Source organism: Nonomuraea sp. NPDC026600 (assembly GCF_040638335.1).
In the GTDB taxonomy this organism is placed as follows: domain Bacteria; phylum Actinomycetota; class Actinomycetes; order Streptosporangiales; family Streptosporangiaceae; genus Nonomuraea.
On record NZ_JBEZYD010000001.1, the window covers coordinates 378,974 to 405,694 of the forward strand.

At 69.0% G+C, this 26,721-nt stretch carries 22 protein-coding genes; 12 read left to right on the plus strand and 10 right to left on the minus strand.

Annotation, left to right across the window (positions count from 1 at the left end; genetic code table 11):
- Window positions 1-19 precede the first annotated feature (19 nt).
- Together AB0F17_RS01815 and AB0F17_RS01820 are read right to left on the minus strand one after the other, a co-directional pair.
- The gene (locus AB0F17_RS01815) at window positions 20-790 is read right to left on the minus strand and encodes a thioesterase family protein (protein WP_358014551.1); all 771 of its coding nucleotides are present in this window, start codon (window positions 788-790) and stop codon (window positions 20-22) included.
- 11 nt (window positions 791-801) lie between these two features.
- Window positions 802-1,743, minus strand: coding sequence for a YafY family protein (locus AB0F17_RS01820; protein WP_358014554.1), 942 nt, complete (start codon window positions 1,741-1,743; stop codon window positions 802-804).
- Window positions 1,744-1,793: 50 nt separating this feature from the next.
- Between AB0F17_RS01820 and AB0F17_RS01825 the strand changes: the two genes are divergently transcribed.
- From AB0F17_RS01825 to AB0F17_RS01835, 3 genes are read left to right on the plus strand one after another with little or no spacing between them, the layout of a single operon-like run.
- A complete protein-coding gene (locus tag AB0F17_RS01825; protein ID WP_358014557.1) occupies window positions 1,794-2,876 on the plus strand; it encodes an epoxide hydrolase in 1,083 nt (360 codons plus the stop codon).
- 53 nt (window positions 2,877-2,929) lie between these two features.
- A complete protein-coding gene (locus AB0F17_RS01830; protein ID WP_358014560.1) occupies window positions 2,930-3,361 on the plus strand; it encodes a type II toxin-antitoxin system PemK/MazF family toxin in 432 nt (143 codons plus the stop codon).
- Between the two features lie 55 nt (window positions 3,362-3,416).
- Window positions 3,417-4,577, plus strand: a complete 1,161-nt coding sequence (locus tag AB0F17_RS01835; protein ID WP_358014563.1) for an FAD-dependent oxidoreductase — start codon at window positions 3,417-3,419, stop codon at window positions 4,575-4,577.
- 105 nt (window positions 4,578-4,682) lie between these two features.
- Here AB0F17_RS01835 and AB0F17_RS01840 read toward each other — a convergent pair whose 3' ends face one another.
- The 5 genes from AB0F17_RS01840 to AB0F17_RS01860 are packed head-to-tail and all read right to left on the minus strand — an operon-like array spanning window position 4,683 to window position 11,387.
- Window positions 4,683-6,593, minus strand: a complete 1,911-nt coding sequence (locus AB0F17_RS01840) for a hypothetical protein (protein ID WP_358014565.1) — start codon at window positions 6,591-6,593, stop codon at window positions 4,683-4,685.
- 54 nt (window positions 6,594-6,647) lie between these two features.
- Window positions 6,648-8,297, minus strand: coding sequence for an alpha-amylase family glycosyl hydrolase (locus tag AB0F17_RS01845; RefSeq protein WP_358014568.1), 1,650 nt, complete (start codon window positions 8,295-8,297; stop codon window positions 6,648-6,650).
- Window positions 8,294-9,172, minus strand: coding sequence for a carbohydrate ABC transporter permease (locus tag AB0F17_RS01850; RefSeq protein ID WP_358014570.1), 879 nt, complete (start codon window positions 9,170-9,172; stop codon window positions 8,294-8,296). Before AB0F17_RS01850 ends, AB0F17_RS01845 begins: the two co-directional genes overlap by 4 nt.
- Window positions 9,169-10,059, minus strand: a complete 891-nt coding sequence (locus tag AB0F17_RS01855) for a sugar ABC transporter permease (RefSeq protein ID WP_358014574.1) — start codon at window positions 10,057-10,059, stop codon at window positions 9,169-9,171. Before AB0F17_RS01855 ends, AB0F17_RS01850 begins: the two co-directional genes overlap by 4 nt.
- 38 nt (window positions 10,060-10,097) lie before the next feature.
- The gene (locus tag AB0F17_RS01860; RefSeq protein ID WP_358015653.1) at window positions 10,098-11,387 is read right to left on the minus strand and encodes an ABC transporter substrate-binding protein; all 1,290 of its coding nucleotides are present in this window, start codon (window positions 11,385-11,387) and stop codon (window positions 10,098-10,100) included.
- 154 nt (window positions 11,388-11,541) lie between these two features.
- Here AB0F17_RS01860 and AB0F17_RS01865 point away from each other — a divergent pair, with 154 nt between their 5' ends.
- The 3 genes from AB0F17_RS01865 to AB0F17_RS01875 all read left to right on the plus strand — a co-directional run bounded on the left by AB0F17_RS01865 (window position 11,542) and on the right by AB0F17_RS01875 (window position 15,726).
- Window positions 11,542-12,258 (plus strand): FadR/GntR family transcriptional regulator, encoded by a 717-nt coding sequence (locus tag AB0F17_RS01865; protein ID WP_358014577.1) that lies wholly within the window; start codon window positions 11,542-11,544, stop codon window positions 12,256-12,258.
- Window positions 12,230-13,360: a D-2-hydroxyacid dehydrogenase gene (locus AB0F17_RS01870; protein WP_358014580.1), complete on the plus strand. Its 1,131-nt coding sequence runs from the start codon at window positions 12,230-12,232 to the stop codon at window positions 13,358-13,360. The genes AB0F17_RS01865 and AB0F17_RS01870 overlap by 29 nt, the downstream gene beginning before the upstream one ends.
- A gap of 923 nt (window positions 13,361-14,283) precedes the next feature.
- Complete coding sequence (locus AB0F17_RS01875) at window positions 14,284-15,726, plus strand: carboxylesterase family protein (protein ID WP_358014583.1); 1,443 nt, start codon at window positions 14,284-14,286, stop codon at window positions 15,724-15,726.
- A 297-nt stretch (window positions 15,727-16,023) separates the two neighbouring features.
- Here the strand turns inward: AB0F17_RS01875 and AB0F17_RS01880 are convergent, their stop codons facing one another.
- Window positions 16,024-16,602: a helix-turn-helix domain-containing protein gene (locus tag AB0F17_RS01880; protein WP_358014585.1), complete on the minus strand. Its 579-nt coding sequence runs from the start codon at window positions 16,600-16,602 to the stop codon at window positions 16,024-16,026.
- 94 nt (window positions 16,603-16,696) lie between these two features.
- Here AB0F17_RS01880 and AB0F17_RS01885 point away from each other — a divergent pair, with 94 nt between their 5' ends.
- The 4 genes from AB0F17_RS01885 to AB0F17_RS01900 all read left to right on the plus strand — a co-directional run bounded on the left by AB0F17_RS01885 (window position 16,697) and on the right by AB0F17_RS01900 (window position 21,030).
- Window positions 16,697-17,485 (plus strand): SDR family oxidoreductase, encoded by a 789-nt coding sequence (locus AB0F17_RS01885; RefSeq protein WP_358014588.1) that lies wholly within the window; start codon window positions 16,697-16,699, stop codon window positions 17,483-17,485.
- A gap of 90 nt (window positions 17,486-17,575) precedes the next feature.
- Window positions 17,576-18,697, plus strand: coding sequence for an MBL fold metallo-hydrolase (locus tag AB0F17_RS01890; RefSeq protein ID WP_358014591.1), 1,122 nt, complete (start codon window positions 17,576-17,578; stop codon window positions 18,695-18,697).
- Entirely contained in the window at window positions 18,679-19,911 is a 1,233-nt protein-coding gene (locus tag AB0F17_RS01895) for an MFS transporter (RefSeq protein ID WP_358014594.1), read from the plus strand. The genes AB0F17_RS01890 and AB0F17_RS01895 overlap by 19 nt, the downstream gene beginning before the upstream one ends.
- 165 nt (window positions 19,912-20,076) lie before the next feature.
- Window positions 20,077-21,030 (plus strand): pirin family protein, encoded by a 954-nt coding sequence (locus AB0F17_RS01900; RefSeq protein ID WP_358014597.1) that lies wholly within the window; start codon window positions 20,077-20,079, stop codon window positions 21,028-21,030.
- Here AB0F17_RS01900 and AB0F17_RS01905 read toward each other — a convergent pair.
- Together AB0F17_RS01905 and AB0F17_RS01910 are read right to left on the minus strand one after the other, a co-directional pair.
- Complete coding sequence (locus AB0F17_RS01905; RefSeq protein WP_358014600.1) at window positions 21,027-23,294, minus strand: protein kinase; 2,268 nt, start codon at window positions 23,292-23,294, stop codon at window positions 21,027-21,029. The genes AB0F17_RS01900 and AB0F17_RS01905 overlap by 4 nt on opposite strands.
- Before the next feature lie 79 nt (window positions 23,295-23,373).
- Window positions 23,374-24,492 (minus strand): AsnC family transcriptional regulator, encoded by a 1,119-nt coding sequence (locus tag AB0F17_RS01910; RefSeq protein WP_358014603.1) that lies wholly within the window; start codon window positions 24,490-24,492, stop codon window positions 23,374-23,376.
- A 141-nt stretch (window positions 24,493-24,633) separates the two neighbouring features.
- Here AB0F17_RS01910 and AB0F17_RS01915 point away from each other — a divergent pair, with 141 nt between their 5' ends.
- A complete protein-coding gene (locus AB0F17_RS01915; RefSeq protein WP_358014606.1) occupies window positions 24,634-26,091 on the plus strand; it encodes an MFS transporter in 1,458 nt (485 codons plus the stop codon).
- Between the two features lie 14 nt (window positions 26,092-26,105).
- Window positions 26,106-26,705, plus strand: a complete 600-nt coding sequence (locus tag AB0F17_RS01920) for a hypothetical protein (protein ID WP_358014610.1) — start codon at window positions 26,106-26,108, stop codon at window positions 26,703-26,705.
- Window positions 26,706-26,721: the final 16 nt, after the last annotated feature.

A 26,721-nucleotide genomic window follows, 5' to 3' on the forward strand; every position in this document is an offset into this window, starting at 1 on the left:
GTGTCTTAGCGGCCGTGTCTTAGCGGCTGCGGAAGGTGGCCGGATTGGCCACGGCGGTCACGAGGCAGAAGCCGATCGGCCCGGTGGCGTCGTGCAGGGTGCATTGCCCTGTGGCGACGCCACCGTGGCTGAGATGCCCGGTCGCCTCCACGCCGATCAGCTCCCCCTCGGGGACCCGGCCGAGCGTGAGCGTGTAGTCGGCGTTGATGAAGTGCAGGCCGCCGGTGTCGGCGTTGCTGAGCGGGCTGGCGAAATCAGCCGCGAGCGCCACTCTGGTGAACGGCGTGAGCGGCTCGTCGTCGACGAGCGGATGGGTCTCGCGCAGCCAGACCCGGTTCGGGCCCGGCTCGCTCCAGTCGGTCAGCCGCCACAGCTCGAACGGCGGCTCCCACGCCCCGCCCGTCACCGGCGGCTCCGACGGCGGCGGCTCGTCCCACGCGGGCGTGTCGTTCCGCTCGCCGTCCGGCTGCTCGCCCTTCCTGAGAAGTACGGCACTGGCCCGGCCGATCACGCCCTGGTCGGTGCGGATCGTCACGTCGGCCACCCGGATCCTGCGCCCGTCCCTGACCAGCGCCGTCTCGACGGTGACCGGGAGCAACGGGCTGTTGCGGAACAGATCAACGGTGAGCCGGGCGAACCGCAGGTCCGGCTCACCGTGCTCCTGCTCGACGGCCATGGCCGCCAGGCCGCCGAGCAGGCGGCCGTGGAGCATGTCGGGCGACCAGGGGCCGCGGGCGTGCGGGGCGGGCACGAACTCGCCCCTCTTACGCGTGAAGAACGCTGACGTCACAGAACGAGATTCTAGAGGGTGGTGAGGCGCCGCCCGAGCCTGCGCATCCGTTCCTTGAGCTCGACCGGCTCCAGCACCTCGAAGTCGAGGTCGAGGAAGGCCACGACCACGGCGATCAGATGCAGGTCGTCGCCGCGCAACGTGAGCACGCAGGTGTCGTCGCCGACCGGCTCGACGACGCCCGACGACGTACGGCTCGCGACCTGGCCGGCCGGGGCGTGCAGCAGGACGCGAGCCTGGATCGGCCACATCTCGTGACCCAGTCGGCGCTCGACCCAGGCCGCGACATCGCCGCCCGGCGGCTCACGCGGCGTGAAACGGGGACCGTTCGGCGTGCGGAGGCGCAGGCGGTCGGCGCGGTAGATGCGCCAGTCCTGCCGGTCGACGTCCCAGCCGACCAGGTACCAGCGGCGGGACCAGTTGACCAGCGTGAGCGGCTCGGCCCTGCGCTGCGCGGTGGCGCCGTCGTGGCCGGTGTAGTCGAAGCGGAGCTGCTCGTGGTCGCGGCAGGCGGCGGTCACGGCGCTCAGCACGTCGGAGGCGACGGTCGGGCCCTCGCGGGTGATCGGGACGGTGTGGGTCTGCAGCGCGTTGACCCGGTGGCGCAGCCTGGCGGGCAGCACCTGCTCCAGCTTGGCCAGCGCGCGCAGGGAGGTCTCCTCGATGCCCGTCACCGTGCCGCCCGCGGCCGTGCGCAGGCCCACCGCGACGGCCACCGCCTCGTCGTCGTCCAGCAGCAGCGGCGGCAGCTCGGCGCCCGCGCCCAGCCGGTAGCCGCCGGAGACGCCGGGCGTGGAGTGGACCGGGTAGCCGAGGCTGCGCAGCCGCTCGACGTCGCGGCGTACGGTCCTGACCGCGACGCCGAGCCGTTCGGCCAGGTCGGCGCTGGGCCAGTCGCGCCGCAGTTGCAGCAGGGACAGCAGACGGAGCAGCCTTGCGGAGGTGTCCAACACGTGCGCCATTGTGGCCTGATCCTGGCCACAATGCTGCCTAGCTTCGGGGCATGGAGAAATTCGTCATCGATATCCCGCAGGCCGCGTTGGACGATCTGGCGGAGCGACTGCTCCGTACTCGCTGGCCCGACGCTCTGGAGGGGGTCGGCTGGTCGTACGGGGTGCCGCCGGAAGCGGTCCGCGAGCTGGCCGATCACTGGCTGGACGGCTATTCCTGGCGCGAGCACGAGGCCAGGCTGAACGCCCTGCCGCAGTACACGACCGTGATCGACGGGCAACGCGTGCACTTCGCGCACATCCGCTCCCCACGCGAGGACGCGCTGCCGCTGCTGCTGACGCACGGGTGGCCCAGCTCGTTCGCCGACTTCACCCGCGTCATCGAACCGCTCAGCCGCGACTTCCACCTGGTCGTCCCGTCGATCCCCGGCTTCGCCTTCTCGGGGCCGACGACGGAGACCGGCTGGGGCGTGCGGCGGATCGCCGCCGCCTGGGCGGAGCTGATGAGCAGGCTCGGATATCCGCGGTACGGCACCCAGGGCGGCGACTTCGGCTCGCTGATCTCCCCCGAGGTCGCCCGGCTCGACCCGGAGCACGTCGTCGGGGTGCATCTGAACGCGCTCACGACATTCGCCAACGACGACATGACCGGGCTGACCGAGGCCGAGGTGGAGCGGGCCAAAGGGGTGGAGCGCTGGCACCGCCACTACTCCGGGTACGCCATGATCCAGGGCACCCGCCCGCAGACCCTGGCCTACGGCCTGGCCGACTCGCCCACCGGCCAGCTCGCCTGGAACCTCGACGCCTACGCCTCCTGGGGCCAGGACGTCGGCGGCCTGTCGCGCGACGACATCCTGACCAACGTGACGATCTACTGGCTCACGGACACGGCGGGCTCCTCCGCCCGCCTCTATCGCGAGGGCGCCTCGGCCTGGGAGCAGCCCGCCGAGCCGGGCAAGACGCCGACGGCCGTGGCGGTCTTCCCCGGCGACAGCACGGTGCGCCGCTACGCCGAGGTCGTGCACAACGTGGTGCGCTGGTCGGAGTTCCCCGCCGGCGGCCATTACGCCGCGCTTCAGGCGCCTCTGCTGCTCGCGGCCGACGTGAGGGACTTCTTCACGGCGCTGAGCCCCTGATCCATGCGGCCAGGATTGGATCAACGACGGCCCGGTGGCGTAAGCTCCCACGCGTGCGTGATTCAGCTGAGGACCCCCGGCCCGCCCGTGGCGCGGTGCGGGAGATCCACTCGCTCGACCGGGCCGCGACGCTGTCCTACTCCCCCGACCTCGACGGGCTGGCCGATCCCGGCGAGATCGTCTGGGCCTGGGTGCCGTACGAGGAGGACCCGGAGCGTGGCAAGGACCGGCCGCTGTTGATCGTGGGCCGCACCGGGCGCAGGCTGCTGGGCATGATGCTGTCCAGCCAGGGCGACGACGGCCCCGACTGGCTGGAGATCGGCGTGTGGGGGCGCGACGGCAAGACGTCCTACCTGCGGCTGGACCGCGTCTTCGTCCTGGACGAGGACGACATCAGGCGTGAGGGGGCGGTGCTCGACGGCGGTCGCTTCGCCCGCGTGGCGAGCCATCTCATGAAGGCGCACGGCTGGGCCGCCGGCGGCTGACCGGCCGCCGCGCCCCGAGGCCGGGCGCACTCCTCCTGGCTGCGATCATGAGGTCATGCGTGTTGCGGTGATCGGCAGCGGAATCGTCGGAGCGGCCGCGGCCTGGCGGTTGAGCGGGCGCGGGGTGTCCGTGACGGTGGTGGACGGGGCCTTCAGCGGGCGGGCGACGGAGGCGGGCGCGGGGATCGTGTGCCCGTGGGTGGATCATGCCGACGACGACGCCTGGTACACGCTGGCGCGTGAGGGCGCTCGCCGCTATCCCGAGCTGGTGTCGGAGCTGGGCGAGGACATCGGGTACGCCCGGGTGGGGGCGCTGCTGGTGGCCCAGGACCCGGCCGAGCTGGAGCCGGTGCGCGCCCTTCTGCTGCGCCGCCGTCCGGAGGCACCGGAAATGGGCGACATCACGGACGTGGCGGCTCCGTCGGCGCTGTTTCCGCCGCTCAGCGCGGGTCTGAGCGCGATCCACGTGCCGGGGGCCGCTCGGGTGGACGGGCGGGCGGTACGTGACGCCCTCCTCCGCGCCGCCGTCCGCCGGGGCACCGAGCTCCGTACGGGGACCGCGACCCTCACCCCCGGCGGCGCGGTGCGCCTCCACCCCACCACCGACTCGCCCTGCCCGGAGCCGAGCACGGGGGCGCCGGTCGGAGAGACACCGGCCAAGGGGCTCAGGGCGCCGGCTCGGGGAGACGGGGTGCCGGTGGAGGCCGATGTGGTGATCGTGGCCGCCGGGGCCTGGAGCGGGGAGGTGTGCCGGGCGCTGGGGGTGGAGATCCCGGTGTTCCCCAGGCGCGGGCAGATCGTGCATGCCACCCTCGACGGCGTGGACACCGCCTCCTGGCCGATCGTGCTGCCGCGGAGCGGGCCGTACCTGCTGGGGTTCCCCGGCTCGCGGCTGGTGGTCGGCGCGACCGTGGAGGACGCCGGGTTCTCGCCGTACGTCACCATCGGCGGGATCCACGAGGTCCTGGCGGCGGGCCTGCGGGTGGCGCCCGGTCTGGACGGCGCGAGGGTGGTGGAGACGCGGGTGGGCCTGCGGCCGGTGCACGCGGCGGGCACGGCGCTCATCGAGCGGCTCACCGAGCGGGTGGTGGTGGCGACGGGCCTGGGCGCGTACGGCCTGACGGCGGGGCCGTTCACCGGCGAGATCGCCGCCGCGCTCGCACTGGGCGAGACCCCGCCCATCGACGTCCACCCGTACGCACGCACTCCCGCCTGAGCCCGCCCGACACCGCCCGGCCTGCGGCCGTACCCGAACGTGAGCAAGGCGCCCGCACGCCCGCGGTCCCGTTGTGTGCCCTTTCGGTATTGCCGCGACGGAGAGTCAGCGGACTCTCGGCTCGTACGAACCGAGAGCCGGGTAACCGTCCTCCATCCAGGCGCACATCCGCCAGTTCAGCTGCCACAGTCGCTCGCGGTCGGTCGTGTAGAGGGCGTACGTCTCGGCGAAGAACTCCTTGTTGGAGCTCTGCCCGTACGCGGTGAACGGCACGAAGCCGACTCGACGCGCGTAAGCCGCGAACCTCGCCAGAGTGAATCCAGGCGCTGCCAGCCCGGGAATGAGCGTGTGGCGGCCCAGCAGTACTTCGGTGACCAGGACGACCTTGCGCTCCTGGTCGGGGAGCAGTTTGTCCAGGTCTCGGGCTGCGGTCATCGTGGGCCCCGCCGTGGCGACGGCCGCCTTCTGTGCCTCCGCATAGCGGTTGAGAAGCGTCTCGGCGTTCGGGGGCACGTCCGTTCTGAAGGCCTGCCAGCAGGCGTGCGCCGCGTCGGAGAAGGTGTCGTTGGCGTCGGTGTACGCGCCGTAGGCGAGGGTCCAGGCGGTGAAGGCGGCGACGAACTCGTTGGTGGTCGACAGGGAGCGCAGGTACATGTCGAGCCGCTCGTAGGCGGTCCGCGGCTTGTCGCGGAGCTTGGCCAGCGCCCGAACGGCCTGCTCATGGGGGCACATGGTGACCACGTGGCCGATCTCGTGCAGGACGGTCGCGTCCCCGCCGGGCCCGCTGTCCCCCGGCGGGCCGCATGCCATACGCACCATTTCCTGAAAAATGACGTCATAGCAGTGCAGGTGCGGTGTCGGCTCGGCGGGCGGACCGTCGAGGTCGTCGCCGCCCTCGCCGACGTGGGTCATGCCGCCGTGGAAGCTGGCCACCTGGTCGGAGGTCAACGCGAAGTCGCGGATGAGCGAGGTGCCGGTGAGCGCGTCGCGGTCGCCTGCCGGGATGCGGTCGAGCACGGAGGCGATCTGGCCGAGTTCGGTGGCGGTCCACTTCTTCTCGGCGCGTTTGGCGCCCGGTGGCCGATCGCCCACGCCGCCGAGCTGGAACGCCTGCTTGAGCAATGCCTTGCGGTCGTCCACGGAACGTGCCCGGGACAGCCACCCGGGCAGCGGCCGATCCGCGCCGTCGCCGAGCCGCTCGGCACGCACGCAACCGTTGTGGTCGGTGATCAGCTCGTAGCGCGCGTACCCGCCCGGGACGGGGATGGTCAGCGGCCAGACGGCGCCCCGAAGTTTCAGCGGCGCGCCCTTGAGCATCATCTGAGTCGTCCGCAGGATGGCGTAGTGGACGGCGTCGCGCTCGTGTGCGGGCACGAAGGAGAGGTCTGTCGTGTACCCCTCCCCCTTGATGACCTCGCTCACGTTCGCGTATGTCGCGGGCAGCCCGTACTGCGGCAGGGCGTACCGGTACAACGTCAGCCCCGGCCCGCTGCCGCCCCCGAGCAGCAGATGCACGACCCGGCGCGTCAGCACGGGAAGCGCGACGTCCTGATCCAGGTCCTGGTGAGTGAGCGCGCGTAATCTGATGACGCCGTCCGCGCAGGGGCGAACGGTGACCGCGCAGCGGCGCAGTCCGGCGAGTATGCGATCGCGGACCCGGTTGTCGGTGAGGCTCATGGCGGGCCATCTGTCGAGCAGCGCGCGCAGGTAGGCGCCGAAGACGCGCTCCCAGCCGGCCCCCAGCTCGTCGCCGTCCTCCCCGGTCAGGGCGACACCGGCCAGCTCCGCCGACGTGATCGGGCTGATCTCCAGCCATTGGCTGAGGAAGTCGCCGAACGTGAAGGCGTCTTTGTCGTGGTCGTATGTGGTGCACGCGGCGACGAGCAGCGCGGCCATGGCTTTGAGGCGCTTCGTCCGGGCCTGGCGATCGACAGCCACCCGGCTGTCGGCCAGGGCTTGCCGGACCTCGATCAGCTTACTGAGCACCGCACGCGAATCGGACAGTCCCGGATCCATGGATACCTCCCTCGCTGGAACGTTCCCGACGGTAACCGCCTGGGGCACGGTTTCCTATGCCGTGACCGGAACCGGCCACTGCATGGCGAGGAGTCGTGCTTCGAAGGGTGCGAGGTCGATCGCGCCCATCGCATGCTCTCGCTCATCGACGGTCGCGTGCGACGACCACAGCGCACGCCCGGAACCACAGAAGGCGATCCTCTGATGACGTTCGGAAAGATTCACCGCCACCAGAACCGCGTCTTCTCCGTCGCCGCGGAGGTAGGCGAGATGGTCCGGGTGGGCGGAGAGCACGGTGATGCCACCTCGGCGCAGGGCGGCCAGCTCTCGCCGGAGCGTCAGGAGTTCTTGGACGAGGCGGAGAACCGAGCGGGAGCTGAGTTCCTGGCTCTCGACGCTGAACCGTCCCGCCCACGACGGTATGGGGAGCCATGGCTCGACGTCATCGGGCGTGAATCCGGCGTGCGTTGGCGTCGCGCGCCATGGCATGGGCATCCGCTGGGGGTCCCTGCCGAGCCCGAGGCCGGGCGCGCGTAGTTCGGCGCAGTCGCGGGCATGCCCGCCGTCGACCGGGGCGTCGGGTAGACCGAGTTCGTCGCCGTAGTAGAGCGTCGGCGTTCCCCTGAGCGTGAGCAGCAGGGCCAGTGCGCCGGGGACGCGGTCCGGTCCGATGCGGCTGGCGAGACGAGACCTGTCGTGGTTGCTCAGCACCCAGTTGGGGTGCGAGCCAGGCGGGAGCGCGGCGTAGTAGCGCTGGATGAGGTTCGCCAGGTCGATACCGTTCCAGGGGGTGTCGATGAGCGAGAAGTTCATCGCGATGTCCAGCCCTCGCCCGCCGAGAGCGGCAACGCGTTCTAGTTTGAGATGGAGTTCACCCATCAGCATCCGGTCGTCGTACTCCTCGGTGACCGCGTGCATCCGCGCGAGGAGCCCTGGGAGCTCGGGTTGGTCGGCGGTGTACTTCTGAACCTGCCGGACGGTCGTATGGGCGGCCGCGCCACCGATCTCGAACGACTCTCCGCCGTCATCCATGGGGTTGTCGCGGAGTCGCGCGTCCTTGATGAGCCGCCACACCGCGTCCACGCGGAACCCGTCGACCTCGCGGTCGAGCCAGCACCTCATCACCTCGAACATCGCCTGTTGGACGTCCGGGTTGCGCCAGTTCAGGCTCGGCTGCTCGGGGAGATGCGCGTGATAGTAATACTGTCCGGTCGGCTCGTGGAAGGTCCAGGAGGAGCCGCCGAAGGCGGAGGCCCAGTTGTTGGGCGGGCTGCCGTCCGGTTTCGGGTCGTGCCAGAGATACCAGTCCCGGTGCGCGCTGTCACGACTGGACAGCGCGTCACGGAACCACGGATGTTCGCTGGAGGTGTGTTGCGGCACGTAGTCGAGTACGACACGTAGCCCTCGATCGTGCGCCCCTCGAACGAGCCGATCGAAGACGGCCAGATCGCCGAACGGCGTCCCGACCTCCGTGTGCCCGGACACGTCGTAACCGAAGTCCAGCAGCGGTGAAGCATAGACCGGGCTCAGCCAGATCGCGGTCACGCCGAGCTCCGCGATGTAGTCGAGGCGCCGCTCCACGCCCCACAGGTCGCCGAATCCATCCCCGTTGCCGTCCTGGAAGGACGGCACGTACACCTGGTAGAAGACCCCCTCGCGCCACCACTGTCCCGTTGCGGCCCCGACGTCGTCGCGAGTGCTCATCCTTTCACCGCTCCCGCGGTGAGACCGGACACGATCTTCTTCTGGAAGACCAGGACCAGGAGGACGAGCGGGATCGAGATGATCACGGACGCGGCGCTGATCGTGCCGAGCGGCTGCTCGTACTCGCTCGCGCCGGTGAAGAACGCGATGGCGACAGGGACGGTGCGAGCCGCGGGACTGTAGGTCAACGTGGCCGCGAGCAGGAACTCGTTCCAGGCGAAGATGAACGCGAGGATGCCCACGGTGGCGATGCTGGGCGCGGCGAGCGGAAGAATGACCTTGTAGTACGCCTGGAAAGGGGACGTGCCGTCGATGTAGGCCGCCTCCTCGAGCTCCACGGGGATCTCTTTGAAGAAGGACACAAGGGTGTAGATCGACAACGGCAGCGTGAACGTCAGATACGGGATGATCAGCCCGACGAGCGTGTTGTAGAGCCCGAGATCATTCCACAGGGCGAACATCGGCGCGGCGATCGCGATGCCCGGGAACGTGGTCACGGAAAGCACGATGCTCAGAATGAGGAACTTTCCGCGCATCGTGAGCCGCGCAAGAGGATACGCGGCGAACGACGCGACGGTGAGCGCGAGGATCGTCGTCGTCGTGGCCACGATGATGGAATTGACCAGGGCGCCCAGAAATCGGCTGTCGCCGAGGACCGCCAGGTAATTGTCCAGAGTAGGGCTCGGAGGGGTGAGACTCGCCGTCGAGAGATCGGGCCCGGACTTCAACGACGTGTTGATGAGCCAGTAGAGCGGCACGAGCGAGAAGATCATGACGATGGCGACGGCACACCAGACCAGCGGATTGTGTTCCGCTCCGCGCCGTCGGGGCCGCCGCCGGGTTGACGGCTGCCGGCCAGTGATCGCGTTGGTCATCGCGAACCTCCCTTGACGACCGATCGGATATTGCCGCCGACGAAGCGGATGTAGAGGAAGGACACGAGCATGACGAACGCGAAGGTGAGGATCGACACCGCGGATCCTTCACCGATCAACTGGTTGCCACGCAAGGTCTGGTAGGCCAGGACGGACATCGTCTCCGTGCCGTACGCGCCACGCGTCAGAACGAACGGAAGGTCGAAGACACGCAGAGCGTCGAGGGTCCGGAAGATCATCGCCAGCGCGATCGCGGGCCAGAGCAGGGGCAGGGTGATGTTCCAGAAGTGCCGCAAAGCACCGGCGCCATCGATCTGCGAGGCCTCGCGCAACTCGGCCGGAATGACCTGGAGTCCGGCGAGGACGAGGAGCGCGACGAAGGGCGCGGTCTTCCAGACATCCGCCAAGATCACTACCGTCATCGCGTATCCGCTCTGACCCAGCCAGACCACGCCGGTGTCGGTGAGACCGAGGGCACCGAGCATGGTGGAGACGAGACCCAGGTCCGGGTCGAAGATGGTCCGCCACGTGATGGCGCTCACGACGGTCAGGATCGCGTACGGGAGCAGCACGATACTGCGCAGCAGCGGCCTGAACCGGAAGGCGATGTTCAGCAGGAGCGCCATCCCGATCCCCACGAGCAGCTCGAGCGGGACCGAGATCAAGGTGAAGACGAAGGTGTTGCCCACAGCCGCCCACCACGCGTGCGAGGTGAGCTGCTCGATGTAGTTGCCCAGGCCGACGAACCGTGAGAGCCCAGGGGTGATGACACTGTACTGGTGCAGCGAAAGCCAGATGGCGTAGAGCACGGGATAGCCCGCGACGCCGGCCATGAGGATCAGGGCGGGCGCGACCATCCGCCCTGCGAGGCGCCTCTCATCTGACACCGGGAGGCGCCTCGAGGATCGGAGAAACCGCATCGCTGTCAGAACGTCTTCAGGGCACTGGCGATCTTGTCCGCCATCTGCGGTGCCGCCGCCTGCGGAGTCAGCTCTCCGGAGAGCACCTTCCCCACGTTCTGGTAGATCGCCTGCGAGATCTGCGGGTAGACCGGTGACACCGGCCGGGACTTCGCACTCGTCAGCGCTTTCAGCAACTCCTGCGAGAACGGCAGGGCCTTCTTGACCGGCTCGGAGGTGTAGGCCGCCGCGACGGCGGGAGCGAGCGAGTTGCTGATCGCGATCTGCTCCTGCCACTGGTCACTGGTCATGAAGTCGATCATCGCGAGGGCGCCCGCCTGGTTCTTGGAGAACGTGCTGACGGCGACGTTGCTGCCACCGAGCACGCCGACGCCGCTGCCTGGCGTCTGCCAGCCGGGGAGCGGCGTCACGGCGAACTTGCCGGCGATGGCCGACTTCTGACCGGCGGCGTAGGCGTACGGGTAATTGCGCATCGTCGCGCCGGCGCCGGCCTCGAACGCGAGGCGGGTGGCGTCCTCGTCATACGTCAACACGGTCTTCGGCGCGGCACCTTTACTGATGCCGTTCTGCATGAAGGTCAGCACCTCGACCGTCTTCGGCGAGTTGATGGCGACCTCGCCCTTGTCGTTCAGCACCTCGCCACCCGCGCTGTAGAGCTGCTCGAGGAAACTGATGGTGAGCGACTCGCTTTGCGAGGCCTGGTAGAGGAATCCCTTCTTGGGGTCCTTCTCACCGTAGGAGTAGAGCTGCTGCCAGGTTTGCGGAGCCTGCGTCTTGTCGGTGCGGTAGTAGAGCAGACCCGTGTTCGAGTAGAACGGGACGCCCCAGTATTTGCCCTTGTAGAGCAGGGTGCCGGCAGTGGAGGGGATGAGCTTGTCCAGCTTGGACGCGATGACTTTACTCGTGTCCGCGAGCCACCCCTGAGCGGCCAGCTGCGCCGTCCACACCACATCCAGCCGGAAAACATCGCACTGGGTCGACTTCGTCTGCATTCGCTGAGTAATCTGCTGAAGCTGGTCGTCGGCCGCCGCCCCCAGCTCCGTGTAATTGGCTGACGACTCCGGGTGCGCCTTATTGAAGGCCGCCATCGTCGCCTTCCAAACACCGGACGAGTCCGTCGGCCCGCAAACCGCAATATTCCCCTTCGCCGACTTGGCCAGGGCGGGATCGAGTGGCGCACTCGTGGCGCCCGACTCCTGAGGGGCGGAACACGCTGTGAGCGCTACGGCCAGCGTGGAGACTGCTCCGATCACCGTGACGGCACGGAGCAGACGTCGTTCACCTGTCAACATCATTGCCGCTTTCTCTGGTTGCTTCTGGGGGTTATGTCGTCGTAACGCCACAAAGCGTCATAACGCCACAAAGCGAGTAGGCCGGGGATTTGCCGCTGAACCGGATTATCGCTAGAATCCGATTGATCCTATTTGTAGGATGAATGGAGTAGATCAGATGATCGAACCTCGTGTCAAGGCGACCAGGAGGAACCTGTCGGCCTCGATCGCCGACGACCTGCTGTTCAAGATCAAGAGCGGCCAGCTTCCGCCGGGCTCGAAGGTCCCCGGCGAGAAGGAACTCATGGAGGCCTACGGGGTTGGACGCAACACCGTCCGAGAGGCGGTCCAGTCGCTGGTCACCATGGGTTACCTCGACGTCCGCCCGCGCGTTGGAGCGAGGGTGACCTCCGTGCCGATCGACGAGGCGGTTGAGGCGACGGCCATCTCGGCATTGCTGGCCGGCGAGGCCGTTGGGGACATCTACGAACTGCGACGCGTGTTGGAAACCGAGATCGCCAAGCGCGCGGCAACCGAGGCGACACCCGCCGACCTCGAAGCGATCACCCTCGCGCTCGAGGACTACGAACGCGCTCACCGGGACGGCCATGGCGCCTACCGTGCCGACGTCGCCTTCCACGCGACGCTGGCGGTCGCGAGTCACAACGTGGCGTTCCGCAACGTGCTCGAGGGTGTGGGGGACCTTCTTTTGAACGCGCGCCAGTTGACCGATCATCTTCCTGGCGCGATCTCACTTGCGCTGAAGGAGCATACGGAGATTTTGCGGGCGATCGAACAGCGCGACCCCGAGAAGGCGCACCACGCGATGAAGGTTCACATGGAGACTTCCGTCGAAGCGTGGAAACGTGCTCAACGGCTCTTTGTCGAGGGCTGAGCTGCGAATGAATGGTCATGACAAGCCGACCGAGGAACCACTTTTGCCCGGCCAGAAACGCCTTCGGGTAGCTGTCGCCAACCCCCTTCATGAGGAGTCCTATCAGCGCATCATAGAACGCGAACCGCGCGTGACCCTGCTGAATGATCCCTCGTTGCTTCCGCCGATACGTCACAGGGCGGACTTCTCCGGCGACCCCGGATTTCGGCGGACCCCTGAGCAGCAAGCGGAATTCGAAGCCCTCCTCAATACGGCCGACGCGCTGCTCGGGATCCCCGACGTCGATCCTGCGGCACTTTCCCGGACGGTGCATGCGAATCCGCGTCTTCGCTGGGTGCATGCGACGTCCGCCGGCGGCGGTCAGCAGGTCGGGAGAGCCGGGCTGAGCCCGTCGCACCTCGAAAGAGTTATCTTCACCACCTCCGCCGGTGTACATGGATCGCCGCTTTCCGAATTCGTGGTGCTGGGTATCCTTTGTGGCGCCAAAGACCTTCCCCGGCTGCTGCGGCTGAAAAGCCGGCACCACTGGGGCGACCGGTGGATGTCGCGGCAAATCTCCACGCAAAAGGCGTTGATCCTCGGCTTCGGCGGAATCGGCAAGGCCGTTGCCCGCTCTCTCTCGGCGCTCGGAATGAGTGTTACGGCGACCTCGCGCCATGCCGACGCCAAACACCCGGATGTCGACCGGTTTGTCAGCCTCGACGAGGTGATTGATGTCATCGGCGATATGGATGCGATCGTGTGCGCGCTACCCGGCACGAATCTCACGGAGCGGATCGTCGACGAACGACTGCTCGCACGGGTTAAACGCGGTGTCACGTTCATTAATGTGGGCCGCGGCAGTGTGGTCGATGAATCAGCTCTTATCGCGGCGCTGGAGGACGGGCGGATCGGTTTCGCGGCACTCGATGTGTTCGACGTCGAGCCGTTGCCCCGCACGAGCCCGCTCTGGGCGTTGCCCAACGTCTTGATCAGTCCGCATACCGCGGCCCTCGCGGTCGACGAGGAGGCGGCCGTCGTCGAGCTGTTCGCCGACAATGCCACTCGGCTGCTCGACGGGCATCCGCTCGTGAACGTCGTCGACACGGTTGAGTTCTACTGACCGAGTCCTCCTGACCGAGTTCTGATTACGTCGCCCTCGAGATCGGGCCTGGCCGGGACCGGCGTCGTTCGTCGTTCGTCGTTCGTCGTTCGTCATTCGTCATTCGTCATTCGTCATTCGTCATTCGCGGACCCTCCTCCGGAGGGTCCGCACGGCGTGGCGCTACGCCGCGGGGACGCAGTAGCCACCCTGCCTATCGATCTCGCCGGCCATTCGTTCCAGCTCCTGGGCTCCCTGGGCGAGGCTGGGGATGTCGTACAGGAGACATACGCCCGCTGGTACGACATGTCCTGACAGCAGCATGAGGCCACCCAGTCCCCCGGCGGGTCGCGTTCATCCTGCACGATGTCTTCGCTGCTCCTTCGCCGAAGTGGCGGAGATCGTCGGCCGTACCCCGGTGGCCTGTCGCCCGCCGGCCTCCTCGGCCCGCCGCCGCATCCACGCCCCGCCCGGATCGAGCACATCTGGGCGGTACGCAACCCGAGAAGCTCCGGCCGGCGACGACTCTGCCGGCCGATTCCGGTTGATGATCCCTGGGTTCGCGGGGGAGGCTGGGGGAACCTGGGCCGCAGAGAACACGGGGGAGATTCGTTATGTCCTTACGTCCCCAGCCTGTTCGTGAAGTCTCCGAGGAAACCCATGGGCGACCTTCCCCGATGGCTGCCCGTACCCGCGCCGACGGCCATGCATGGGGCCGCTCCTTGGCCTTGTCACCCACCGCCCAGCACCGGCGTCACCGCCACCGCGCTCAATATGATCCGGCTGGACGCGTGGTGAACCGGCACCCCCATTCGTGGCACCCGCAAGTCGCACCTGGAACGACTCTTGGGATGGCCGCATGAACCGAATCGGGCCAACAGCGTGGTAAATGCCCGGGGTTCCTCGCCAGACAGCGCTGAAGATCAATCGCAATGGAGGGCAATATGACGACGATCTCGTCCGGCGAGATCAGCGGTCTCGATGACGACGGTGTCGCGGTCTTCAAGGGCATCCCGTTCGCGAAGAGCCCGTTCGGCGAGTATCGGTTCGCCGCGCCGGTGCCCCCGGACCCGTGGGACGGCACCTTCGAGGCCACCTCGTACGGCCCGCGCCCGCCGCAGCCCGCGATGTTCCCCGGGCAGGCGCCGTGGAGCTCGGCCGACGGGCTGGACATCCTCACCGTCAACGTCTGGACGCCCGAGCCCGGCGGTTCCGGGCTTCCGGTGATGGTGTGGATCTACGGCGGCGCCTACTGGCTGGGCTCGGCCGACTGGCCCGACTACGACGGGGCGCGGCTGGCCCGAGACGGCGTGGTGGTCGTCACGTTCAACTACCGGGTCGGCATGGAGGGCTTCGGCCACGTCGACGGCGCCCCGCCGAACCGGGCGCTGCTCGACCAGGTGGCGGCGCTGCGATGGGTGCGGGAGAACATCGCGGTGTTCGGCGGTGACCCGGACAACGTCACGATCTTCGGCGAGTCGGCGGGTGGCGGATCGGTGGCGGCGCTGCTGGCGATGCCGCAGGCCGAGGGGCTGTTCAGGCGGGGGATCGCGCAGAGCGTACCGGGGATGTTCTTCTCCCCCGAGTACGCGGCCCGCGTCACCGAGTCGATCATGCGCAGGCTCGGGGGCGGCTCGCCGTACGACAAGACGCCCGAGGAGCTTACGGCGGCGGCGAGCGCGGTCGCGAGCGAGGAGATCGGCGGCAATGCCGAGCTTTGGGGGGCGATGGCGTATTCGGCGATGCCGTTCGCACCGGTGGTCGACGGGGAGGTGCTGCCCGGGACGCCGTGGGAGGTGCCGGCGGGCGGGGCGAGCCGCGACGTCGAGCTGATCGTGGGCTTCAACAGGGACGAATACCGGACGTTCCACGCGATGAACGGGGAGTGGGATCTGGAGGGCGCGCTGAAGGCGCTCGCCCCCGGCGGGGCCGACGCCGCCTACCGGGCCGGGCTGCCGGGGGTGACGGACGAGGAGCTGTACGTCCGGCTGATGTCGGACTGGATCTTCAGGATGCCCAGCGTGCTGCTGGCCGACGCGCACTCCGGGCCGACGTACGCCTATGAGCTGACCTGGGCCCCCGACCCGACGCTGGGGGCCTGCCACGGACTGGACGTGCCGCTCACGTTCGGTTCGACGTCGGGGCCGATCGCGACGATGATGGCCGGAGACTCGCCGGATCTGGAGGGCCTGTCGGAGCAGTTCCGTACGGCCTGGACGCGCTTCGCCGCCACGGGCGATCCGGGCTGGCCGCGCTACGAGGCCGGGACCGGGATCACGCACTTGTTCGACGTGGAGCCGTCGGACGTGGCCGATCCCGAGGCGGTCTCGCACGCGATCTGGTCACCCCGCGACTTCCGACCCCTCGGCACCGGAAAGGACGCCTAACGGGAGCTATCGGGTCGGCCGCCGGGCTGTACGGCGCCTGCCCGGGGAACATCGCGGGCTGCGGCGGGCGCTATCGGGTCAGCCGCCGGCATACTCGGTCTCTGATCTCGGCCGCCTGCAGACTCGCTCTCCGCTCTCCGCTCTCCGCTCTCCGACGGCCGGAGCCCGGTGGCCGACTGCCGAAGCCAGGTGTCCAGAGCCCGATGGCCGACGGCCGGAGCCAGGTGTCCAGAGCCCGATGGCCGGAGCCCGATGGCCGACGGCCAGTAGCCGCAGGCGCGTGAGCGCTCCGGCCGTCTAACTCAGGCCGCGGTCGGTGCCGACGCCGCGGAGCAGGGTGTCGACCAGGAGCGTCGCCAGGGCGTCGGCGTCGTCGCCCTGGCTCTGCGCGGCCTCGTGGATCAGCGCGTAGTAGACGCGCCTGACCCATGCCACATCCACGTCGGCCCGCAGCAGGCCGGTGGCCTGCGCCTTGCGGAACAGCCGGTCGCACTTCTCCTCGACCGCTGAGTGCACCTGGGCCACCGCGGGATCCGCCGACGCGCGGCTCATGGTGAACCCCCAGTCGATCTTCACCCGCAGCACGCTGGCCGTGACCTGGTAGAGCGCGACCAGCGGCGGCATGGTCTCAGAGCTGGCGGAATCGACGGCCGCCGCGAACTGCCGGGCAGCCCACCCCTCCATCGCGCTGACCAGCGCATCGCGGGAGGCGAAACGCCGGTGCACGGTCGTACGGGCGACCCCGGCCGCCTCGGCGATCTGCTCCATGCTGGCCGACGGATTCTTGCTGAGCACACGCTCGGCCGCCTCGAGGATCGTGCGCACGGTCCGTTCGGCGTCCGAACGGAGTGCCCGTCCCTGCTGAATCGCTTCCACAGTGCGACCATACACTCCAGAGTTGCGTCACCATTGTTGCAAGTGCTACGTTCCTGGCATCACCAACGACGCACTTGCAGAAGGGCACCCCGCCATGGACATGAACCTCACCGGCAAGACCGCCGTCGTCACCGGCGCCAGCCGGGGCCTCGGCCTCGCCATCGTCGCCGCGCTGCGGGCGGAGGGGATGCGGGTCGTGGCCGGTTCACGGACGATCTCGCCCGAGCTGAAGGAGACCGGCGCGACGGCGGTCGCCGTCGACCTGTCCGCCGCCGAGGGCCCGGCCGAGCTGATCGGCGCCGCCCTGGCCGAGTTGGGCGAGCTCGACCTGCTGGTCAACAATGTGGGCGGCGGCGACGGCGGCGAGGGACAGCTCGACGGGTTCCTGGGCTTCACCGAGGAGCATTGGCACCAAACCCACGAGCTCAACTTCCTCAGCGCGGTCCGCGCCACCAGAGCGGCCCTGCCCAGCCTGCTGCGCCGGGGCGGAGCCGTGGTCAACATCTCCTCCAACGGCGCCCGCATGCCGCACGCCGGTCCGATCACCTACACCACGGCCAAGGCCGCGCTGACCGCGTTCGGCAAGGCGCTGGCCGAGGAGTTCGGGCCTCAGGGGGTGCGGGTCAACACCATCTCCCCCGGCCCGTCGCTCACCTCGATGTGGGAGGACCCCAACGGCTACGGCGCGGCGCTCGCGGCCAAGATGGGCCTGGAGCACCACCAGCTCCTGGCTGGCCTGCCGTCGAGCGTGGGGATGACGACGGGTAAGTTCGTCGCACCGGAAGAGATCGCCACCTTGGTGACGTATCTGGCCTCGCCGCATGCCGCGAGCGTCAACGGCGCCGACTACGTCATGGATGGCGGGGCGATCAAAACTATCTGAATCTATCGCGATATATCGTCCAAATCGGGAACATCGGAGATGTGGCGATCAGTTGAGGTGGGTGGACCGACTTTCAGGGGAGTGTGAGCGATGGCGGGAATGCGGACGGCACGACGGATCCTCGTAGGCGGGGCGGCCTTGGCCGCGGCGGGCTGGGCCCTCCGCGACGTACCCGCTGAGCTGGGCGTGCGGCCTTTGACCTCGGGACCGGACCGGGTGGCCAGGATGCGGCGCTCGCCGCAGTTTAAGGACGGCACCTTCTACAACCCGATGCCGGAGTCCACCACCCTGATGACCACGCCGCCCGCGGGCCTGCTGCGCGAGCTGGCCAAGGACAGGGACCAGCGCAGACCGGGCGGCCCCATCCCGCTGCGCGTCCCGCCGACGGGCGACCCGTCGCCGACCGGCCTGAACGTGATCTGGTACGGCCACGCGTCCACGCTGGTCGAGATCGAGGGCCGCCGGGTGCTGTTCGACCCGGTGTGGAGCAGGCGGCCGTCACCGTCACAGCTCGTCGGGCCGAAGCGGCACCATCCGCTGCCCGTCCAGCTCAACGCGTTGCCGCCGATCGACGCCATCGCGATCTCGCACGACCACTATGACCACCTCGACATGGCGACCGTGCGCTCGCTCACCGCGACGCAGAAGGCTCCGTTCCTGGTGCCCCTGGGCATCGGCGCCCACCTGGAACGGTGGGGCGTGCCCGCCTACCGGATCATCGAGCTCGACTGGAACGAGGAGGCCGAGGTCGCCGGGCTGCGCTTCGTCGCGACGGCCGCCCGTCACTTCTCCGGCCGCATGTTCACCCGCAACGACACGCTGTGGGGCTCGTGGGTCGTCGCCGGGGCGAGCAAGCGGGTCTTCTACGCGGGCGACTCCGGCTACTTCGAGGGCTATCAGGGCATCGGGTCGGCGCACGGCCCGTTCGACCTGACGCTGATGCCGATCGGCGCCTACAGCCCGGCCTGGCCCGACATCCACATGAACCCAGAAGAGGCGGTCAACGCCCACCTCGACCTGGGCGGCAGGCTGCTGTTGCCGGTGCACTGGGCGACCTTCACGCTCGCGCTGCACCCGTGGGCGGAGCCGGTGCAGCGGCTGTGGCGCGAGGCGAAGGCCCGCGACGTCAAGATCGTGGTGCCGCGTCCCGGCGAGGCCGTGGACACCGACGGCGCCCCGGCCGTCGACGGCTGGTGGGAGACCCTCGGCTGACCACCTTCGAGCACACCCGGCGCGCCTGCTACGCCGGGTACATCACGCAGGCCATCGTCAACAACCTGGCGCCACTGCTGTTCATCGTCTTCCAGACGCGCTACCAGGTGCCGTACGAGATGCTGGGCCGCCTGGTCCTGCTCAACTTCGCCACCCAGCTCGTCACCGACCTGATCGCGGTCAAGGTGGTGGACCGGACGGGCTACCGGGTGCCGCTGGTGCTGGCGCACGTGTTCAGCGTGGCCGGGCTGATGCTGCTGGCGGTGGCCCCGTCGGCGCTGCCGTCCCCCTACTGGGGGCTGGCGGTGGCGGTCGTGGTCTATGGGATCGGCGGCGGGCTGCTGGAGGTCCTGGTCAGCCCGGTGGTGGACGCCCTGCCCGCGCCGAAGGAGCACCGGGCCGCATCGATGAGCCTGCTGCACTCCTTCTACTGCTGGGGTCAGGTCGCCGTCGTGCTGGGCACGACGCTGACGCTGGCCTGGATCGGCGACTCGGCCTGGCAGGTGCTGCCGCTGCTGTGGGCCCTCGTACCACTGGCGAACCTCGTGCTCTTCCTGCGGGTCCCGCTGCCCCCGACGGTGCCCGACGAGCACCGGACCGGGCTCGGGGCGCTGCTGCGGACCCCGTCGTTCGCGGCGGCGCTGCTGCTGATGCTCTGCGCGGGGGCGGCCGAGCTGACCATGTCGCAGTGGTCCTCGCTCTTCGCCGAGCAGGGGCTTGGCGTGGCCAAGGTGTGGGGAGACCTCGCGGGGCCGTGCCTGTTCGCGGTGCTCATGGGGCTCGGCCGGATCGCCTACGGGCTCTGGGGCAGCCGGATCCCCCTGCTGCCCGCCGTGATCGCCTGCGGCGCGCTGGCGACCGCCTGCTACCTCACCGCCGCCCTGGCCCGGGACCCGGTGCTCAGCCTGGTCGGGTGCGCGCTGTGCGGGCTGGCGGTCAGCCTGATGTGGCCGGGGACGTTCAGCCTGACGGCTGCCCGCTTCCCGTTGGGCGGGGCCGCGATGTTCGGGGTCCTGGCGATGTTCGGCGACGCGGGCGCGGCGGCGGGGCCGTGGCTGGCGGGCGCCGTCGCCGACGGGGACCTGCTCGACGACGGCTCTGGACTCCGCGCCGGACTGCTGGTCGGCACGGTCTTTCCGCTCGCGGTCGTCGTGGTCGGGATCACGCAGTCGCTCCTGATCCGCCGCCATGCCGCTGCCCCCGCCGAGAGCTGATCCATGCAGCCGCAACAGTCCCCGCCGAGAGCCGATCCGCGCAGCCGCACGGTCCCTGCTGAGAGCTGATTGATCTGCACAGCCGAATAGTCCCCGCAGAGAGCCGATCTGCACGGCCGCACGGTCCCCGCCGAGAGCCGATCTGCGCAGTCGTACAGTCTTAACGTGAGCAACCTGGAACAGGACCCCCGCGAGATCCGCTGCGGCGCCGAGACCGGTGACGGGAGCGGCGGCGAGACCGGTGGCGGGAGCGGCGGCGGGGAGACCGAGCTGCTTGCCGGGCGTGCGGTGCCGCTGGGCGGTCCGCGTGGCATGACGGTGAGCCGGACGCTGCCCAACGCGCATCGCCGCATGATCGGCGCGTGGTGCTTCGTGGACGCCTACGGCCCCGAGGTGGCGACGATGCGGGTGCCGCCGCACCCGCACACCGGCCTGCAGACCGTGAGCTGGCTGGTCGCGGGTGAGGTGCTGCACCGCGACAGTGTCGGCAGTCTCCAGGAGGTACGGCCCGGCCAGCTGAACCTGATGACCACCGGGCGCGGCATCTCCCACTCCGAGGAGTCGCGCGAGACGCTGCTGCACGGTGTGCAACTGTGGGTTGCGCTGCCCGGCGAGCACCGGCGGACCGGGCCCGGGTTCGAGCACCACGCGTCACTGCCGGTTCTGTCCGGCTCCGGCTTCGACGCCGTGGTGATCATGGGGTCGCTCGGCGGCGTGACCTCGCCGGCGACCACCTACAGCCCCCTGGTGGGCGCCGAGGTGGCCGTCGAAGGGAGCGCCGAGGTGCCGCTCGATGCAGGATTCGAGCACGGTGTGCTGCTGCTCGCCGGAGAGGTCGAGCCGCTGGAGGCCGGACCGCTGCTCTACCTGCCGCCCGGCCGTACCCGGCTGCGGTTGAGTGGGCGCGGACGGGTGCTGCTGATCGGCGGCGAGCCGTTCGGTGAGGAGATCGTGATGTGGTGGAACTTCGTCGGCCGCGACCACGACGAGATCGTCGCGTTCCGCAAGGAGTGGATGGAGGGCGAGGAGTTCGGCGCCGTCGAAGGCTTCGACGGCCGCCCGCTCCCCGCGCCCGTCCTGCCGGGCACCCGGCTGCGGCCCAGGGGTCGCGTCCGTTAGTTCCGGTGCGTGAAGGTGTAGATCACGTCCATGTTCGAGCCGTTCGTCGGCATCTCGGCCAGCAGGCGCACCGCTGCGCCCGTGAAGTCGACCACCTGCACCTGCTGCTTCTCCGCGCTCGCGTCGGGCTTGACCCAGCAGACCAGGTGGCTGTCGTCGTACCAGGTGGCCAGGCCGGAGCAGGGTGATTCGAAACGCTTCAGCTCGGCGCCGGTCTGGGTGTCGTAAACGCAGTTGTTGCCGCTGCTCAGGCCAGGGCAGTTGGTGACGAACTGCTTGCCCGACGGCGAGAACAACGAGTCGGCGATGCCCGGACCCACGTTCGGGATGCGGCGCACCCGAAGTCCGTTCTCGTCGAAGAAACGCAGCGCCTGCTGCTTGGTGTCGTTCGACAGGGCAACCACGCCCGTGTCGGCGTGGTCGAAGCCGTAACGGATGCCGTGCAGCGAGCCCTCTCTGAGGGACGCGATCGTGGCCTGCCTGGTGGCGACGTTCACGATCGCGAACCCGGTCGACTGCCACACGCCCTTCACCGGGTTGCCGACGTTGAACAGCAGCCGGCCGCTGTCACGCGACCAGCCCTGCACGTACGCGCTGAGCGGCTGGCGCGAGGTCTTGACCGTGAACGCCTCACCCGTCACCTTGTCGGTGATCTTGACGCTGTCGTAGCCGTCGGCGAAGTTCTTGCCACGCTGGGCCAGGTACCTGCCGTCGGGCGACAGCATGCTCTCCCACATGTTCGGATATTTCGTGAATGATCCGGTCAGCGTGTCACGGGCGTAGTAGATCCAGTCCCGGGTCTTGGCGTCGCGGACCATGTAGGTGGTGAGCCGGACGGCGTCGCCCGGGTTCTCGTAGATGACCGCGTCGGTGCCGGGGAGCGTCGAGGTGACCAGGTTCGCGGTGGGAATGGCCAGCGGGGCCGGAGACGTGCTCTTCGCGCTCGGGGAGGGGGTGGGGATCGACGGGCCGGGCAGATTGGTCAGAGCGACGGCCACCACGACGATGGTCGCGACGATGGCCACGGCCGCGGCGATCGACGCCACCACGTAGCTCTTCTTGCCGCCCGACCGGGACGGCGGCACCGGCGGGCCGTACTGCGGGGACTGCCCCGGCCCAGTCGGGGGAACCCATTGCGGCTGATGGTGCGCTCCCGACTGTGGCTGCGGCCCTTGGAGCGGCGGCCCATACGGATGCGCCGCCTGCGGGCCCTGCGCGTGCGGTCCCGACTGCGCGTACGGCGGTGCTGCCTGTGGGGGTGGCGGTTGCTGGTGCGGTCCCGATTGTGCGTACGGAGGCTGCCCGTAGGCGGGCTGTGCGTACTGGGGCTGCGGGTACGGGAGCTGAGGCTGGAATCCCTGCTGGGGCGGGAACTGGGGCTGCGGCGGGAGCGGGGGTGCGGGCGAGAAGCCGCTGACCACCGCGGCCGCCTGCTCCAGTTCGGCGGGGTTGGACGTGGGGTGTTCCAGCAGCCGCATGATCACCTGTTCGGCGGTGGGCCGCCGGATGGGGTCCTTCGACAGGCAGGCGGCCACGAGCTCGCGCAGGGGCCCGGTCAGCCGGGACAGATCGGGCTCGTCGTAGAGGACCTGGTTGACGATCACCGGCACCGACTCCGCCTCGAACGGCCCGGTGCCGGTGGCGGCGAACACCATGGTGCTCCCCCACGCGAACATGTCCGCAGGCGGCCCCACCCGGTGCCCCAGGACCTGCTCCGGCGCCATGAACGCGGGCGTCCCCACCGGCGTGGACGTGATCGTCGAAGTGGCGTCGAGCGCCTTCGCGATACCGAAGTCGATCACCCGCGGGCCCTCGCCGGCGAGCAGCACGTTGTTCGGGCTGAAGTCGCGGTGCACGATGCCCGCCTGGTGAATGGCCGCCAGCGCGGTGACGGTCCCGATGGCCAGCCGGTACAGGGAAGCGTCCGCCCGCGGCCCCTCCTCGGACACCACCTGCTGGAGCGGCGGACCTTCGACGTACTCGCTGACGATGAACGGCCGCTCCTCGTGCACCCCGGTCGCCAGCACCTTCGCGGTACAGAACGGCGCCACCCGCTGCGCCACGGCCGCCTCCCGCGCGAACCGCTCGGCCGCGACCGCGTCGCCCGCCAGGTGCGGGCGTAACCACTTGATGGCGGCCTGGCCGCCGTGCTCGTCGACGCCCAGGTACACGACGCCTTGTCCGCCTTCTCCCAGCCGTCCGCGGATCTCGTAACCTCCGAGACCGGCGGGATCTCCTGCTCTCAGCTCACTCATCGACGGCATGACCAAATTATGGACATGCTTCTTGCGAATGACTTAACTGCGCCCGTCGGTAAAATTACCGTTTTGACCTACAAACTCCTCAGTTTCCGCGCGTGAACGACGCGGCGGGGGTCAGCGGACCCGCTGCCTTGACGGTGTGCAGTACGGGGGCCGTTTCGAGTGCGTGAATGGCGTCGAGGCCGCCCAGCCGGTGGGTGAGGTAATCGTGCAGGTCGGCGGGGCTGCGGCAGAGGGCGTTGGCCAGCAGATTGGTCCGGCCGGTGGTGGCGGCCACCAGGGCGAGTTCACGGTGACCGGCCAGGGCGGTCGCGACGCGGTCGAGGTGTCCTGGTTGGACGGTCATCCACAGCAGGGCTTGGGTGGTGGCTCCGAGGAGGGCGGGCGCGATCTCGACGTCGAAGAAGATCGTGCCGTTGGCGCGGAGGTCGGCGAGGCGGCGGGCCACCGTGGCTTGGGATACACCGGTGACCGCGGCGAGGTCGGCGTGCGTGGCCCGGCCGTCCTGGCGCAGAGCGTCGATCAGGTCATGGTCGGCACGCGTCAGCGGCTGCCGGGGAGCCGACGTACTAGGTGTATGAGTCGTGGGTGGTCGAGAAGGCGGCTCATCGGTCGCCGGTGGTCGCCTGGCTGGCGCGTTGGCCTCCGGCGGGCGATCGGCTGGCGCGTCGGCCTCCGGCGGGTGGCTGGCCGGCGCGTCCGTGGCGCGGGCCGGTTCGAGCTGCTGTTGTTGCTGGTCGGTGAGGGCCTCGAGGTGTCCGCGCCACGCGGTCGGCCCGCCCAGGTAGGTGTGCAGCAGGCAGTGGGCGGAGACCGCGGTGATGCCGGCTCTGCGGGGGATGTCGTGCAGCAGCAGTGTGGGTACGGCCTGCGTGTCACTTGACGCGTGAATGACGGCGAAGATCTCCGTGCCTCCGGAGGCCAGTTTGACCCACGAGGTATCGGCTCGCCGGGCCAGCGACTGAGCGAGGTCCTGCACGGTGGACGGGGTGGCGGTGAGCCGGATCATCCACTGGGTCTGGCCGGCCCGGTCCGGGTTCGGGAGCCCGACCACACGAAGGGCGGCCTCGGCGCGCAGTCGCCGGTAGCGGCGGGCCACGGTCTGCGCCGAGGTACCGAGCACCTCGGCGATGCGGCCGAAGGGGGCTCGCCCGTCAATGTGCAGGGCGTGGATCAGACCTCGGTCCACGTCGTCGAGCATGGGGATTTCCCTCATAAGACCGGCAGCCATGGAAGATACTCTCCAACATTACGTTCCAGATGGAACAACTGGCCCAGCCTCTCCAGGCTGGGATCCCCGCCGATCTGACGGCGCGGGTTCGCGCACTGGAGAGGAATGTGAATGTCTGAACGTGTGGCGGCGGCCTACCGGTGGCGGTGGGTGGCGCTGGCGGCGTTGCTGCTGGCCGAGGCGATGAATCTGCTGGACTCGACGATCGTGCAGGTCGCCACCCCGGCGATCCGTGCCGACTTGGGTGGGTCGGCGGCGGACATGCAGTGGTTCAGCACGGCGTACACCTTGCCGTTCGCCCTGCTGCTGATCACCGGCGGCCGGTTGGGCGACATCGCCGGTCGGCGGCGGGTCTTTCGGATCGGTGTCACCGGGTTCCTGAGCGCGTCGGTGGCCTGCGCTCTGGCGCCCTCGGTCGGGATGCTGATCGGCTTCCGCGTCGTGCAGGGCGCCGCGGCCGCGGCGGTCATTCCGCAGACCATCGGGCTGATCCGCGCCATGTTCGATGGGAAGGAGATGTCCAAGGCTCTGGGCAGTATCGGCCCGGTCATGGGTTTGGCCGCTGTCTGCGGGCCCGTTCTCGGGGGCGTGCTGACTCACGCCGATCTGTTCGGCTCGTCATGGCAGGCGGCGTTCCTGGTCAACGTCCCGCTCTGTGCCGCCGTGCTGGCCGTCGCGCCGATCCTGATCGAGGACCACGCGCCGGCGCGACCGAGCCTTGACCCCATCGGCACCGCGCTGGCGATGCTCGGCACCGCCCTGATCGTCTACCCGCTGATCGGGGCTGACACAGCGCACCTGTCGATGGGGGCTTGGGGCGCTATCGGCCTCGGGCTGGCCGTGGTCGCCGGTTTCGGCCTCCATCAGCGGCGCAGTGCCGGGCTTGGCCGCAGCTCGCTGGTGGAGACCAGCCTGTTCGCACACCGCGCTTTCCCGGCCGCGCTGGTGACGTCCACGCTGTTCTTCGCGGTGACGACCGGGCTGATGTTCGTCGTGGTCCTGCACCTGCAACTGGGATTGGGCACCGATGTACGCACCGCGGGCCTGACCATGGTGCCTTGGTCGGTGTGCCTGGCGGTGTCTTCTTGGGTCGCGGGCGCGTACCTGGTTCCTCGCCACGGACGGCGGGTGATGTTGGTCGGACTCGCCACGCTGGCGCTCGGCGTGCTGGCCGCCGTAGCCGTGTACCACGCGGCCGGCCCCACGGGCTATCCCACGCCGCTGCTCGGCGCCCTGGGAGTCGCGGGTCTCGGGGTCGGGATGTTCACCCCGGCGTTCTTCACCACGGCGCTGGAGCCGCTCAAGCCGCAGGAGGTCGGCTCAGCCGCCGGCCTGCTCAACGCCGTCCAGCAACTCGGCGCGACGCTCGGCGTCGCCGTCCTGGGTAGTGTCTACTTCGATGGCTCCCGGTCGGGCTCGCCGGGTGGCGCGGTCCAAGTGACCTTCTGGGTCGCCGGGGGATTGCTCGTGGCGAGTTTCCTCTCCACGGTGCTCATGACAACGGTCAGCCCGCGGTTACAGGATCATCCCTCGGGGGGCAAAGAAGCACTCCTCGACCTGGACTCATAACGGAGCGTACTGGAATGATCACCGCTAGGATTCTCGCCATGACAACCCTCCAAGATCTGGGCGTCCGGGTGGCGCGCCTTGAAGAGCGCGCGGACAACCAGCGAGAAGACATCACGGTCTTCGGCTCAGAGCTGTCGAAGATCATGGAGACGCAGGACAAGCACACGCTGAGACTCGACCTGGTGACGGAGACTCAGCACGAACACACGCTGAGACTCGACCAGGTAACCGAGACTCAGCACGAACACACGCTGAGACTCGACCAGGTAACCGAGACTCAGCACGAACACACGCTGAGACTCGACCAGATGACGGAGACCCAGCACGAACACACGCTGAGACTCGACCGAGTCGACGCGAGACTTGACCAAGTGGACGCGAGGCTCGACCAAGTGGATGCGAGGCTCGACCGAGTGGAGGTGAGGCTCGACGAGCACAGCCGGACGCTGGCCGAGCACCGAGAGATCCTGGACACCCACACAGAGATTCTGGACACCCACACACAGATCCTGGACGGCCACACGCAGACGCTCGACAAGCACACCCGGATGTTCGAGACGATGTTCGCCCACTTCGGCATCCCCCTCCCCGCCGAAAACCACCAGAACAACTAGCGGCCCCCACCGAACC

Bases quoted from the DNA above. Each gene is read 5' to 3' on its own strand.
- AB0F17_RS01860 (WP_358015653.1), bottom strand. From the start codon at position 11,387: ATGATGTTGACAGGTGAACGACGTCTGCTCCGTGCCGTCACGGTGATC.
- AB0F17_RS01885 (WP_358014588.1), top strand. From the start codon at position 16,697: ATGGACATGAACCTCACCGGCAAGACCGCCGTCGTCACCGGCGCCAGC.
- AB0F17_RS01875 (WP_358014583.1), top strand. From the start codon at position 14,284: ATGACGACGATCTCGTCCGGCGAGATCAGCGGTCTCGATGACGACGGT.
- AB0F17_RS01835 (WP_358014563.1), top strand. From the start codon at position 3,417: ATGCGTGTTGCGGTGATCGGCAGCGGAATCGTCGGAGCGGCCGCGGCC.
- AB0F17_RS01915 (WP_358014606.1), top strand. From the start codon at position 24,634: ATGTCTGAACGTGTGGCGGCGGCCTACCGGTGGCGGTGGGTGGCGCTG.
- AB0F17_RS01850 (WP_358014570.1), bottom strand. From the start codon at position 9,172: ATGACCAACGCGATCACTGGCCGGCAGCCGTCAACCCGGCGGCGGCCC.
- AB0F17_RS01840 (WP_358014565.1), bottom strand. From the start codon at position 6,593: ATGGATCCGGGACTGTCCGATTCGCGTGCGGTGCTCAGTAAGCTGATC.
- AB0F17_RS01890 (WP_358014591.1), top strand. From the start codon at position 17,576: ATGGCGGGAATGCGGACGGCACGACGGATCCTCGTAGGCGGGGCGGCC.
- AB0F17_RS01920 (WP_358014610.1), top strand. From the start codon at position 26,106: ATGATCACCGCTAGGATTCTCGCCATGACAACCCTCCAAGATCTGGGC.
- AB0F17_RS01825 (WP_358014557.1), top strand. From the start codon at position 1,794: ATGGAGAAATTCGTCATCGATATCCCGCAGGCCGCGTTGGACGATCTG.
- AB0F17_RS01910 (WP_358014603.1), bottom strand. From the start codon at position 24,492: ATGCTCGACGACGTGGACCGAGGTCTGATCCACGCCCTGCACATTGAC.
- AB0F17_RS01865 (WP_358014577.1), top strand. From the start codon at position 11,542: ATGATCGAACCTCGTGTCAAGGCGACCAGGAGGAACCTGTCGGCCTCG.
- AB0F17_RS01845 (WP_358014568.1), bottom strand. From the start codon at position 8,297: ATGAGCACTCGCGACGACGTCGGGGCCGCAACGGGACAGTGGTGGCGC.
- AB0F17_RS01905 (WP_358014600.1), bottom strand. From the start codon at position 23,294: ATGCCGTCGATGAGTGAGCTGAGAGCAGGAGATCCCGCCGGTCTCGGA.